Raw genomic sequence first — 11777 nt, forward strand, 5'->3', positions numbered from 1 at the left:
CGACGATGAGCCAGGCGCAGGACAACGAGCAAGGCGGCCAAGCCGTCCCGCAGACCCGCACCGCGCGTCACCGCCGGATCGTGGACATCCTCAACCGGCAGCCGGTCCGCTCCCAGAGCCAGCTGGCCAAGCTGCTCGCCGACGACGGGCTGAGCGTCACCCAGGCGACGCTCTCGCGCGACCTCGACGAACTGGGCGCGGTGAAGATCCGCAACACCGGCGGCGAGCTGATCTACGCGGTGCCCAGCGAGGGCGGCTTCCGCACCCCGCAGGCCCCGCTCGGCGAGTCCGCGAAGGAGGAGCGCATGCGGCGCCTCTCCGGGGAACTGCTGATCTCGGCGGAGGCCTCCGCGAACCTCGTGGTCCTGCGCACCCCGCCGGGCGCGGCCCAGTTCCTGGCCTCCGCCATCGACCAGGCCGAGCTCCACGCGGTCCTCGGCACCATCGCGGGCGACGACACCCTGATGCTGATCAGCCGCGACCCGGCGGGCGGGCAGGCCCTCGCGGACCACCTCCTGCGTCTGGCGCAGAAGGAGGGCTGAGCCCGCTCAGTAGCGGGTCACGGCCAGGTCCCCCGACGCGGTGCCGATCGCGATGTGCGGGCGGCGGCGCGGGTCCGCCCAGCGCAGGACCGCCCGCATGGCCCGCTCGGGCACGGACACGCAACCGGCCGTCGCCCCCTTGCCGTTGACGTGCAGGAAGATGCCCGCGCCCCGGCCGCGTACGGGCCGGTCGTAGTTGAAGGCGATGAGCAGTGCGTGCGCGTACTGCTTCTCGTACGTCACCAGGTGCTCGGCCTCGCCGGGCGCGCAGTCCGCGGGCAGCGGCTCCACCCAGCGGTTGTAGGCCCCGGACGCGTTGTCCTGGCACCACCAGGAGTCGCGGGTCACCCGCCGGTAGCCGTACTCGGTCCCGGCCGGCGCCCGCCGGATCCCGAAGGCGTACGGAAGCGCGTACAGGCCCGCCGGCGTCGTGTTGGTGCCCTGGGTGCGGGTCGCGCCCTCGGTGAGGCCGTTCGCCCCGAAGCGGGCGGGCGCGCTCCCGGCCTCGAACCAGCGCCCGGCCCGCCGGTCCCACCAGGTCAGCCGGCCGGTGGTGGATCCGGGGGCGGGCGCGACGGCGGTGATCAGCTGACTGCCCCCACCGGTGTCGGCGAGCCGGGCGGGCAGGGGGGCGGCGCCCTGCGGCAGGAGGGCGGTGACGACGATCGTCACCCCGGCGACGAGAGCGGTACGCAGCACGCGTCAGACGGTACGGCCCGCGTGCCCGCCGACCGCGCAGGCCGCCTCAGCGCGCGCACGGGTTCACCCCGCCAGACCCAGCCGGACGAAGTGCCGGGCCAGCCGGTGCGGGTCGCGCGAGTCCCAGAGCGTGTCCGCCGCCAGCGCGCGCAGCGCAGGGTCGAGGACGGTCAGCAGGCCCACGGCCGCCCGCGACGCGGCCGTGTCGGGTGCTCAGCCGGCGTCCTCGTCGTCGCCGGTCAGGTCGTACTCGTCGACGTCGAGCTCGGCGCCGGTGGCGGCCAGGAAGTCCAGGACCCTGCGGCCCAGGTGCCAGCCGAAGAGCTCGGGGGCGTCCGCGGGGTCCGGCCGGCCCTGGTCGGTGTCGCTGAAGTAGCGCACGACCTGAAGCACCGCTCCGCCGCCGTCGTCGGCCAGGCGATGCGCGAGGCCGGCGATGCGGTCCGTGTGGGGCTGGAGCCTGTCGAGGACGCGCGTGATCTGCTCGTCGACACACAGGCCCGGTTCACGGCAGACGACCGTCCAGGAGTGGTCGACCGGAATCGGTCCCGGTGTGGTGAACCGGCTGCCCCGGACGGTCACTTCGTCAGGAGCCATGCCCAGCTGCTCGGTCATCTCGGCCGCGGAGATGTGCTGGCTGAACAGTGCGAAGCAGGCGTACTGGCGAAGAGGCATTCGCGGAGGATAGCCGGGCCGCAGAGCGGGCCGGTGATGTTTTCGTTGACGAAACATACGGAGTACTGCATAGTTATGCCTACGCTTCCGGCCGTGGCCCCTCCCCGTTACCTTCGCGGCGGGCAGGCGGTTGCACCTACACGGCCCCACGGGCAGTCAAAGTCATGCAGTCTTGAGGAGCAGCAGCTGTGAGCAGCAACAACGGTGACGTCCGGCTCTGGGGCGGGCGCTTCGCCGACGGCCCCGCCGAGGCCCTCGCGAAGCTGTCCGCGTCGGTCCACTTCGACTGGCGCCTCGCGCCGTACGACATCGCCGGCTCCCGGGCCCACGCCCGTGTGCTCGCCAAGGCGGGTCTGCTGACGGCCGACGAGCTCGACCGCATGACCGACGGCCTGGACCGGCTCGAAGCCGACGTCGCCGACGGGTCCTTCACCGGCACCATCGCCGACGAGGACGTGCACACCGCCCTGGAGCGGGGCCTGCTGGAGCGGCTCGGCGCCGAGCTCGGCGGCAAACTGCGGGCCGGCCGGTCCCGCAACGACCAGGTGGCCACCCTGTTCCGGATGTACCTGCGCGACCACGGCCGGATCATCGGCGGGCTGCTCGCGGACCTCCAGGACGCGCTGGTCGGCCTCGCCGAGAGCCACGCGGACGTGGCGATGCCCGGCCGCACCCACCTCCAGCACGCGCAGCCGGTGCTCTTCGCCCACCACGTACTGGCCCACGTGCAGGCCCTGTCCCGGGACGCGGAGCGGCTGCGCCAGTGGGACACCCGCACCGCGGTCTCCCCCTACGGCTCGGGCGCCCTGGCCGGCTCCTCCCTCGGCCTGGACCCGGAGGCGGTCGCCGCCGACCTGGGCTTCGAGCGCGGCTCGGTCGGCAACTCGATCGACGGCACGGCCTCGCGCGACTTCGTCGCCGAGTTCGCCTTCATCACCGCCATGATCGGGATCAACCTGTCCCGGATCGCGGAGGAGATCATCATCTGGAACACGAAGGAGTTCTCCTTCGTGACCCTGCACGACGCCTTCTCCACCGGGTCGTCGATCATGCCGCAGAAGAAGAACCCGGACATCGCGGAGCTGGCGCGCGGCAAGTCGGGCCGCCTCATCGGCAACCTGACCGGTCTGCTCGCCACGCTCAAAGCGCTGCCGCTGGCGTACAACCGGGACCTCCAGGAGGACAAGGAGCCGGTCTTCGACTCCTGCGACACCCTTGAGGTCCTGCTGCCGGCCTTCACCGGCATGATGGCCACCCTCACGGTCAACCGGGAGCGGATGGAGGAGCTGGCCCCGGCGGGCTTCTCGCTCGCCACCGACATCGCGGAGTGGCTGGTCAAGCAGGGCGTCCCGTTCCGGGTGGCGCACGAGGTGGCCGGCGAGTGCGTCAAGGTGTGCGAGGTGCTCGGCATCGAGCTGGACGAGCTCACGGACGAGCAGTTCGCGAAGATCTCGGAGCACCTGACCCCCGAGGTCCGCACCGTCCTCAACGTCAAGGGCGCCCTGGCCTCCCGCGACGGCCGCGGCGGCACCGCCCCCTCGGCGGTCGCGATCCAGCTCACGGAGCTGAAGGCCGACCTGGTCATCCAGCACGCCTGGGCGGCCCACAAGCAGTAGCGCGAACCGTCCCGAGGGGGCGGCCGGGGCGAACGCGCCCCGGCCGCCCCCTTCGCCGTGCGCCGCGCCGTCGTCCCGGCTCCGCGGGGAACCGTCCGACCCGGCGCAGGCGTTGGAGGGGTGTTCCGATCATGGAAGACGAGGAGACGAGCAGACGTGGACGCGATGGTGGACACCACAGGAGCCGGTCCCTCCCGGCGCGCCTTACTGGCTCTCGGCGCGGGGACCGCGCTGTTCACGGGCCTGGCCACGGTGGGCGGGGGACGGGCGTACGCCGCGCAGCCGCCGGCCGCGGTGCACCGGCAGCTGGAGGAGTGGGAGCGCGAACACTCCGCGCGCCTGGGCGTGTTCGCCCGCAACACGGCCACGGGCCGCACGGTCGTGTACCGCGCCGACGAGCGGTTCCCGATGTGCTCGGTCTTCAAGGGCCTCGCCGCGGCGGCCGTCCTGCGGGACCTCGACGCGGACGGCGGGTTCCTCGCCCGGCGGATCCGGTACACGCAGGAGTACGTCACGAAGTCGGGGTACGGCCCGGAGACCGGCAAGCCCGAGAACGTGGCCGGCGGCATGACGGTCGAGGCCCTGTGCGCCGCGGCCGTGAGCCTCAGCGACAACGCCGCGGCCAACCTGCTGCTGGAGGAACTGGGCGGCCCCACCGCGATCACCCGCTTCAGCCGCTCGCTGGGGGACCGGGTCACCCGGCTCGACCGCGACGAGCCCGAACTGAACTCGGCGGAGCCCGGGCGGGTGACCGACACCACCAGCCCCCGGGCCATCGGGAAGACGTACGCGCGCCTGCTCCTCGGCGACGCGCTCCCGCCCCGCGACCGCCGGATGCTGACCGGCTGGCTGGTCGCCAACACGACCAACGTCGAACGGTTCAAGGCCGGCCTCCCCGCGGACTGGATCCTGGCGGACAAGACCGGCGGGGGACAGGAGTACAGCGTGGCCAACGACGTCGGCGTGGTGTGGCCGCCGGCCGGCCCGCCGATCGTGATGGCGGTCCTGACCACCAAGCCGGGCTCCCCGGCCGGCCCCCGGGACAGCGCCCTGGTGGCCAAGACCGCCCGACTGCTGGCCGCGACCCTCACCTGACCCCGGCGCCCCACCGGGCCCCGCCGGTCCCTGCCGAGGATCCTGCGGGGCCCCGCGACGGCCCGGCCCCGCGGGGCCCCGCCTACGCCGCCCAGTCGCGCAGCGCGTCGAAGTCGGGCCCCGTCAGCCCGATCCGCTCGTCGATCCGCAGGAGCAGCGCCCGTGCGGGGTGGCGCTGGCCGACGTACTCGTGGTCCATGGCCGTGATGTCGTCGTCGATCCACGCGAAGGGCCGCCCGCCCGCGTAGTCGAGGATGTACTGGGTCTTCCAGAAGGTGCCGCGCGGCGCGCGTCCGTGCATCACCGGCCAGTCGATGTACGGGAGCCGCGGCAGGCCCAGCTGCGGACCTATCCAGTCGTTCGCCTCGTCCTTCCACGTGGTGGCCCAGACGAGCTCGTACGCCCGCGCCAGCGCGAGCAGCTCCGCGCCGTGGCCGGGATTGAGCCAGACCCGCAGCGGCTTCGCGCTCTCCGCGCCCGTCCAGCCGGTCGGCCGCATCCGGTGCGTGGTGTAGCCCTCGGGGCGACTCTGGGGCTTGGCCGCGTAGGGGTTCAGCGGTCCGTCGACGTCGATCAGCAGCAGTGGCTTCATCTCGCCAGGATTCCCTTCCGGCTGCCCGCGGGCAGCTCCTTTTCCGTCTCCGAATGAGACGCGGATGTCTCATTCGGGGTATGCTTGTCTCATGGCTATGGATCGTGACCAGGTGCTCCGTGACGCGGCCGCCCTGCTCTCCCGCAAATCGACCGCCACGATGGACGAGGTCGCCCGGGCCGCCGGGATCGGCCGCGCGACCCTCCACCGGCACTTCGCCGGGCGCGACGCCCTCGTACGGGCCCTTGAGGAGCTCGGCATCCGCGAGTTCGAGGTGGCGTTCGACAACGCCCGCCTCGACGAGGGCACGGCGGTGGACGCGCTCAGGCGGCTCGTCGCCGAAGCGGAGCCCAACGCCGAGCTGCTGGCCTTCCTCGTCACCGAGAACCAGCTGTTCGAGGGCGACGAGGTCCACGAGGGCTGGGCCCGGCTCGACGCCCGCGTCAGCGCCCTGTTCCGGCGCGGCCAGGAAGAGGGCGACATCCGGATCGACCTGAGCCCCGCCTGGCTCACCGAGGCCCTCTACGGCCTCATCGGCACCTGCGCCTGGGCCGTCATGGACGGCCGGGTCGCCGCCAAGGACTTCCAGTACATGATCATCGAGCTGCTGCTCGGTGGCGCACGACGGAGCGTGGAGAAATGAGCCGTACCGAACAGCTGAACCGGCCGAAGGGGGCGGAGGGGAAGAGCCCGGGGCGCTGGCTCGCGCTCTCCGTGCTCGTCCTGGCCGTGCTGCTGATCGCGGTCGACGCCACCGTACTCGGTCTCGCCACCCCGTCCCTCAGCGAGGACCTCAAGCCCTCCGGCACCCAGCTCCTGTGGATCGGCGACATCTACTCCTTCGTCATCGCCGGCCTGCTCGTCTCCATGGGCTCGCTCGGCGACCGCATCGGCCGCAAGAAGCTGCTCCTCGTCGGCGCCACGGCGTTCGGTGCCGTCTCGGTCCTCAACGCCTACGCGACCAGCCCCGAGATGATGATCGTCGCCCGGGCCCTGCTCGGCGTGGCCGGCGCGACCCTGATGCCGTCCACCCTCGCGCTGATCCGCAACATCTTCCACGACCCGAGGGAGCGCAGCCTCGCCATCGGCATCTGGGGCGCCACCGCCTCCGCCGGCGCGGCCGTCGGCCCGGTCGTCGGCGGAGCCCTGCTCCAGCACTTCTACTGGGGCTCGGTCTTCCTCATCAACCTCCCCGTGATGATCGTCCTGGTCATCGTCGGCATCAAGCTGCTGCCCGAGTCCAGGAACCCGGTCACCGGCCCCTGGGACCTGGTCAGCGTCGGCCTCTCCCTCGTCGGCGTCATCGCGGTGGTCTACGCCGTCAAGGAGGTCGCCACCCACGGCCCGACCTGGGAGGTCTGGGTCACCGCGGGCCTGGGCGCGGGCGCCCTGTACGCCTTCGTGCGCCGCCAGTTCACCCTGGAATCGCCCCTGCTCGACATGCGCCTCTTCAAGCACCGCGGCTTCAGCGGCGCCGTCCTCGCCGACCTGCTCACCGTCTTCGGCCTCTCGGGCCTGGTCTTCTTCCTCTCCCAGTTCCTCCAGCTCGTGCAGGGCCGCGACCCCCTGGAGGCCGGCCTGGCCGAACTGCCCGCCGCCGTCGGCGCGGTGGCCACCGGTCTCGTCGCGGGCCGCTTCGCCCGCAGGTACTCGGTCCGCGTGATGGTGGCGGGCGGCCTCGCCGCCATCGGGCTGGCCCTGGCCGCACTGACCGTGCTGCACCGCGAGAGCGGCTACCCGCTGCTCGGCGCCGCCCTGCTGGTCGTCGGCCTCGGCGCCGGCTTCTCCTTCACCGTCACCGCCGACGTGATCCTCTCCAGCGTCCCCAAGGAGCAGGCCGGCTCGGCGTCGGCCGTCTCCGAAACGGCGTACGAGCTCGGCGCCGCCCTCGGCATCGCCCTGCTCGGCTCCGTGGTCACCGGCGTCTACCAGGGCTTCACCGCCCCGCCCGCCGCGGCCGGGCCGGTGGCCGACGCCGCGCACGAGTCCCTCGGCGGAGCCGTGGAGGCGGCCAAGGTGCTGGACCCGCACACCGCCCAGGCGATGGTGGGGGCCGCCCAGGAGGCCTTCGTGGACGGCCTGCGGCTCGCCTCGGGCGTCGGCGCGGCCGTGCTCCTGGCCACCGCCGCGGCCGCCTGGTTCCTGCTGAAGGGGCAGGAGCTCCAGGACGGCGTCGCGCACTGACGTCCCGCCAGAGGGTGGTGTTCCGAGCCGAGTTGACAGTCCGTCGGCCCGCGGGACACCATCCCGGCGATGGAGATCAACGACCTGACCCCGGCCGAGCTGCGCGTATGGGAGGCCTTCCCGAACGGTGAGGGCGTCGACTTCCGCGCACACCCCGACGAGACCGGAGCCGGGGGCGAGACCTGGGGCGCCGAGCGGACCGTGCGCGCCGAGGTGCTCACCGCCCTCCTGCTGAGCGGGCCCAACACCGGGGGACGGGTCGCCGGGCTCAATATCAGGGGCGCCCGGATCACCGGCAAGCTGAACCTCCGCTACGCCGCCGTCGAGCACCCGATCCGGCTGCGCGCCTGCTGGTTCGAGCGCAAACCCCTGCTCTACAGCGCCCAGTTGCGGTACTTCGCGCTCAACGACTCGACGCTCCCCGGGCTGACCGCCAACTCCGTCAGCGTCGACGTCGCGCTCAAGCTGTCGTGCTGCCGCATCACCGGGCCGGTCCGGCTCGCCGGGGCCCGGATATCCGGCGGCCTCTTCCTGCGCCGCGCGGTCATCGGAACGCCGCCCACCGGCGACGAGCCGCCGGAGGAGACCCCCGAGCCCCCGCTCCTGGTCAGTCACGCCGTCATCGGCACCGACGTCATCGCCATGGAGATCACCGTCCACGGCCAGACCCGGCTCAACGGCACCACCGTCGCCGGCAAGGTCAACCTGGACGGCGCCAGGCTGCTGGCCCCCGGGGCCACCGCCCTGCACGCCGAGACCCTCACCGTGGGCACCGACGTACGGGCCATGCGCGCGCAGCTGCACGGCCGGGTCAACCTCACCGGCTCCCGGATCCCGGGCCAGCTCAACCTCGCCTACGCACGCTTCGTGAACCCGGGAGGGGTCGCCCTGCGCGCGTCCAGCTGCGTCATCGGCGAGGTGTGGCTGCGATCCTGCGACACCGTCCAGGGCAGCGTGAACCTGCGGCGCTCCCAGTTCGACATGCTGCACATGCCGCCCGAGACCTGGCCGGAGAAGATCCGCATCGACGGGCTCACCTACCGCACGCTCGTCCCGCACCTGCCCGCCGACCAGCGGCTGCCCGCCCTGGAGCGCGAGGAGGCGGGCTACCTCCCGTACGCCTACGAGCAGCTCGCCGCGGCCTACCGCACGGCGGGCGACGAGGCCGCCGCCCGCACCGTCCAGCTCGCCAAGCTGCGCCGCCACCGGCGCACCCAGCCCCGGCACGCCCGGGTCTGGGGGCTGCTCCAGGACGCCACCGTCGGATACGGCTTCCGGCCGCTGCGCGCGGCGGGCTGGCTGCTCGCGCTCCTGATGACGGGCTGGATCGCCTACGGCCTGCAACCGCCGCGGCCCATCAAGGAGGGGGAGGCGCCGGACTTCAACCCGGTCTTCTACACGCTGGACCTGATGCTGCCGATCATCGGTTTCGGCCAGGAGCAGGCCTTCGCGCCGAGCGGCTGGTACCAGTGGCTGTCGTACCTGCTGATCGTGACCGGCTGGGTCCTCGCCACCACGACGGCGGCGGGCGTCAGCCGGTCACTCCAGCGGCAGTGAAACGGGGTCAGGCCGCCTTGGCCTTGGTGGCGTACATGTCCACGTACTCCTGGCCCGACAGGCGCATGACCTCGGCCATCACCGAGTCGGTGACGGCGCGCAGCACGTACCGGTCGCGGTCCATGCCCTCGTAGCGGGAGAACTCCATCGGCTCGCCGAAGCGGACGGTGACCCGGCCCGGGCGCGGCATGCCGGCGCCGCCGGGCTGGAGCTTGTCGGTGCCGATCACCGCGAAGGGCACCACGGGGGCGCCGGTCATCAGGGTCAGGCGGGCGATGCCGGTGCGGCCGCGGTAGAGCCGGCCGTCGGGGGAGCGGGTGCCCTCCGGGTAGATGCCGAAGATCTTGCCCTCTTCGAGGATCCGGCGCCCGGTCATCAGGGCCGCGACGCCGCCGTTGGCCCCGTCACGGTCGACGGGGATCATGCCGGAGCCGGTGAAGAACCAGGCCATCGCGCGGCCCTTGACGCCCTTGCCCGTCACGTACTCGTCCTTGCCGATGAAGTGGACCGTGCGGTCGCACACCAGCGGAAGGATCATGGAGTCGATGAAGGTGAGGTGGTTGCCCGCCAGAATCACCGGTCCGGTGCCGGGGATGTTCTCGATGCCCTCCACACGGGTACGGAACATCATGCGCATGACCGGTCCGACAGTGGCTTTGATGAGCTTCGTACGGAACAACGTGGGCCCTCCGGCATCGAAAAGCGGGTCGCGCGACCACCACACGGCGGTCGTGCAGGTGAGGACGATACTCGCGGGTCACGTCCGAGCGCACATCGGGTTCACGTGTCGGATACGCAATGTTGACGCGTGTTCGCGCCACGTTCCCCCGATGTGCCGCCGTCGCACCCCCCTCGGCCACCGCCCCCTGCCTACCATCTGCACGCCGATCGCGGGCCGCGGACCAGGGACACCACAGCTCCCGGGCCGCAGGCCCCTTTCACACGAGGAGTGGCATTCATGACGCAGGGTGGGGCAGCGCGGCGCACGGTCCTGGGGGCGGCCGTCCTGGCGGCGGGGACCGGAATCACGGGACTCGCGGCGGGATCCGCATCGGCCGCGTCGGCCGCGAGCGGGGCCGGGGTCGCGGCCGGGGCCGGCGACGGTGATCGGGGACACGACGGAGGCTTCCGCGACCTTCCCCACCCGACGGTCATCGGCCACCGCGGAGCCAGCGGCTACCGGCCCGAGCACACCCTCAGCTCCTACCAGCTCGCCCTCGACCTGGGCGCCGACGTCATCGAGCAGGACCTCGTCCCGACCCGGGACGGCCACCTGGTGTGCCGCCACGAGAACGAGATCGGCGGCACCACCGACGTCGCCGACCACCCCGAGTTCGCCTCCCGGCGCACCACCAAGTCCGTCGACGGGGTCGCGGTGACGGGATGGTTCACCGAGGACTTCACCCTCGCCGAGCTGAAGACCCTGCGCGCGAAGGAACGCATCCCCGCCGTCCGTCAGCGCAACACCCTCTACGACGGCCAGTGGGCCGTGCCCACCTTCGAGGAGGTCCTGCGCTGGGCCAACCGGGAGGGCCGCCGCCGCGACCGGCAGATCTGGCTGCACGTGGAGACCAAGCACCCCAGCTACTTCCGGGCCCTGGGCCTCGGCCTGGAGGAGCCCCTCGCCAAGCTGCTGCGCCGTTACGGACGCGACCACCGCGACGCGGCCGTCTTCCTCCAGTCCTTCGAGCCCTCCAGCATCCAGCGGCTCTCCCGGCTGGTCAGCGCGCCCCGCGTGGTCCTGCTCTCCGCGGCCGGCACCCGCCCCTGGGACTTCGAACAGGCCAAGGACCCGCGTACGGTCGCCGACCTGGTCACGCCCGAGGGCCTGAAGTGGATCGCCGGCTTCGCCCAGGGCATCGGCCCCACGATGGACCTGATCCTCCCGCGCGACGCGGCCGGCAAGCTCGGCGCCCCCACCACCCTGGTGCGCGACGCCCACGCCCAGGGACTGCTCCTGCACCCCTACACCGCGCGCAACGAGAACAGCTTCCTTCCGGCCGATTTCCGCAAGGGCACGGACCCGGCCGCCTACGGCGACGCCTTCGCCGCCTTCAAGGCCTACTTCGACCAGGGCATCGACGGCATCTTCACCGACAACCCGGACACCGCCCTGCTCGCGGCCGAGGCCTTCCGCCCGGGCCGACGCCCCGTCAACCGCTGAGCGCTCCTTCCCGTACGAGTGGGCCGTGCCCGGCGGGGAAACCGCGCGGCCCGGCCCGCTCGTCCCGCCCGGCATGGACCTGCTGAAGGACCCCGAGCTCCTGAACGAACTGGCCCCGCTGCTCTCCGCCGAGGCGGCCGCGGAGGCCCCGGGCACCGGAGTGGACCCGGCCGACCTGGAACAGGCCGTCTGGGTCAGGCTGCTGGAGAGCGGCCGGCGCGCCCCCGACCCCGCGGATCCGGCGGAGCCGGCGCGCTGGCTGCGCCGGGCGGTGCGGGCGGAGGCCCGCCTCGCGCGGCGCAGCGCCCGCCGGGAGATCCCGTACGGCGACCGCCGTCACTCCGCGCGCGGCGGCCCGCCGGCCGTCCCGGCCGGGGGAGCCGAACCGGAAGACGCGCTCCTGCACGGGGAGGAGAACCGCGCCCTCCGATCGGCGGTCGCCCGGTTGCCCGGACGATGCCCCGAGCTGATGAAGGCACTTCTTTCGCCCAGAGACCTCACTTACCGTGAAATCGCAGGAGAGTTGGGTATCTCACAAGGAAGTTTGGGGCCCGTACGTTCCCGATGCCTGGGATGTCTGCGCAGAATGCTGGCTGCAGAGGTTGCGGCTCCTGGCCTGCGGGGAATGGAGCGGTAGACCATCGGGCTACCAG

The 11777-nt window shown here is 72.6% G+C and carries 12 protein-coding genes; 8 read left to right on the top strand and 4 right to left on the bottom strand.

Annotated elements, in window-relative coordinates; genetic code table 11:
* Positions 1-5 precede the first annotated feature (5 nt).
* Positions 6-542 (top strand): arginine repressor, encoded by a 537-nt coding sequence (locus ACF059_RS22705; protein ID WP_360887447.1) that lies wholly within the window; start codon positions 6-8, stop codon positions 540-542.
* A 6-nt stretch (positions 543-548) separates the two neighbouring features.
* Here the strand turns inward: ACF059_RS22705 and ACF059_RS22710 are convergent, their stop codons facing one another.
* The gene (locus tag ACF059_RS22710) at positions 549-1214 is read right to left on the bottom strand and encodes a L,D-transpeptidase (protein WP_392060343.1); all 666 of its coding nucleotides are present in this window, start codon (positions 1212-1214) and stop codon (positions 549-551) included.
* A 240-nt stretch (positions 1215-1454) separates the two neighbouring features.
* Positions 1455-1916, bottom strand: coding sequence for a DUF4279 domain-containing protein (locus tag ACF059_RS22715; protein WP_392059984.1), 462 nt, complete (start codon positions 1914-1916; stop codon positions 1455-1457).
* A gap of 188 nt (positions 1917-2104) precedes the next feature.
* Between ACF059_RS22715 and argH the strand changes: the two genes are divergently transcribed.
* Both argH and bla read left to right on the top strand, forming a co-directional pair.
* Positions 2105-3532: an argininosuccinate lyase gene (gene argH / locus ACF059_RS22720; protein WP_366866821.1), complete on the top strand. Its 1428-nt coding sequence runs from the start codon at positions 2105-2107 to the stop codon at positions 3530-3532.
* Positions 3533-3697: 165 nt separating this feature from the next.
* Positions 3698-4627 (top strand): class A beta-lactamase, encoded by a 930-nt coding sequence (gene bla / locus ACF059_RS22725; RefSeq protein WP_392060346.1) that lies wholly within the window; start codon positions 3698-3700, stop codon positions 4625-4627.
* 82 nt (positions 4628-4709) lie between these two features.
* On the opposite strand, the gene ACF059_RS22730 is transcribed toward bla, so the two are convergent.
* The gene (locus tag ACF059_RS22730; RefSeq protein WP_392059986.1) at positions 4710-5219 is read right to left on the bottom strand and encodes an HAD domain-containing protein; all 510 of its coding nucleotides are present in this window, start codon (positions 5217-5219) and stop codon (positions 4710-4712) included.
* A 91-nt stretch (positions 5220-5310) separates the two neighbouring features.
* Here ACF059_RS22730 and ACF059_RS22735 point away from each other — a divergent pair, with 91 nt between their 5' ends.
* The 3 genes from ACF059_RS22735 to ACF059_RS22745 all read left to right on the top strand — a co-directional run bounded on the left by ACF059_RS22735 (position 5311) and on the right by ACF059_RS22745 (position 8960).
* On the top strand, positions 5311-5862 hold the full coding sequence (locus ACF059_RS22735; RefSeq protein ID WP_392059989.1) for a TetR/AcrR family transcriptional regulator: 552 nt from the start codon (positions 5311-5313) through the stop codon (positions 5860-5862).
* On the top strand, positions 5859-7403 hold the full coding sequence (locus ACF059_RS22740; RefSeq protein ID WP_392059992.1) for an MFS transporter: 1545 nt from the start codon (positions 5859-5861) through the stop codon (positions 7401-7403). Before ACF059_RS22735 ends, ACF059_RS22740 begins: the two co-directional genes overlap by 4 nt.
* Positions 7404-7472: 69 nt before the next feature.
* Positions 7473-8960 (top strand): membrane-associated oxidoreductase, encoded by a 1488-nt coding sequence (locus tag ACF059_RS22745; RefSeq protein WP_392059995.1) that lies wholly within the window; start codon positions 7473-7475, stop codon positions 8958-8960.
* A gap of 7 nt (positions 8961-8967) precedes the next feature.
* Here the strand turns inward: ACF059_RS22745 and ACF059_RS22750 are convergent, their stop codons facing one another.
* Complete coding sequence (locus ACF059_RS22750) at positions 8968-9597, bottom strand: lysophospholipid acyltransferase family protein (RefSeq protein ID WP_392059998.1); 630 nt, start codon at positions 9595-9597, stop codon at positions 8968-8970.
* 321 nt (positions 9598-9918) lie between these two features.
* Between ACF059_RS22750 and ACF059_RS22755 the strand changes: the two genes are divergently transcribed.
* Together ACF059_RS22755 and ACF059_RS22760 are read left to right on the top strand one after the other, a co-directional pair.
* Entirely contained in the window at positions 9919-11124 is a 1206-nt protein-coding gene (locus ACF059_RS22755; RefSeq protein ID WP_392060001.1) for a glycerophosphodiester phosphodiesterase, read from the top strand.
* 73 nt (positions 11125-11197) lie between these two features.
* On the top strand, positions 11198-11761 hold the full coding sequence (locus ACF059_RS22760) for an RNA polymerase sigma factor (protein ID WP_392060349.1): 564 nt from the start codon (positions 11198-11200) through the stop codon (positions 11759-11761).
* The last annotated feature ends 16 nt before the right edge of the window (positions 11762-11777 follow it).

The sequence above is a fragment of the Streptomyces sp. NPDC016562 genome (genome assembly GCF_043076955.1).
Classification (GTDB): Bacteria; Actinomycetota; Actinomycetes; order Streptomycetales; family Streptomycetaceae; genus Streptomyces.

Bases quoted from the DNA above. Each gene is read 5' to 3' on its own strand.
- ACF059_RS22705 (WP_360887447.1), top strand. From the start codon at position 6: ATGAGCCAGGCGCAGGACAACGAGCAAGGCGGCCAAGCCGTCCCGCAG.
- ACF059_RS22715 (WP_392059984.1), bottom strand. From the start codon at position 1,916: ATGCCTCTTCGCCAGTACGCCTGCTTCGCACTGTTCAGCCAGCACATC.
- bla (WP_392060346.1), top strand. From the start codon at position 3,698: ATGGTGGACACCACAGGAGCCGGTCCCTCCCGGCGCGCCTTACTGGCT.
- ACF059_RS22730 (WP_392059986.1), bottom strand. From the start codon at position 5,219: ATGAAGCCACTGCTGCTGATCGACGTCGACGGACCGCTGAACCCCTAC.
- ACF059_RS22735 (WP_392059989.1), top strand. From the start codon at position 5,311: ATGGCTATGGATCGTGACCAGGTGCTCCGTGACGCGGCCGCCCTGCTC.
- ACF059_RS22740 (WP_392059992.1), top strand. From the start codon at position 5,859: ATGAGCCGTACCGAACAGCTGAACCGGCCGAAGGGGGCGGAGGGGAAG.
- ACF059_RS22745 (WP_392059995.1), top strand. From the start codon at position 7,473: ATGGAGATCAACGACCTGACCCCGGCCGAGCTGCGCGTATGGGAGGCC.
- ACF059_RS22750 (WP_392059998.1), bottom strand. From the start codon at position 9,597: ATGCGCATGATGTTCCGTACCCGTGTGGAGGGCATCGAGAACATCCCC.
- ACF059_RS22755 (WP_392060001.1), top strand. From the start codon at position 9,919: ATGACGCAGGGTGGGGCAGCGCGGCGCACGGTCCTGGGGGCGGCCGTC.
- ACF059_RS22760 (WP_392060349.1), top strand. From the start codon at position 11,198: ATGGACCTGCTGAAGGACCCCGAGCTCCTGAACGAACTGGCCCCGCTG.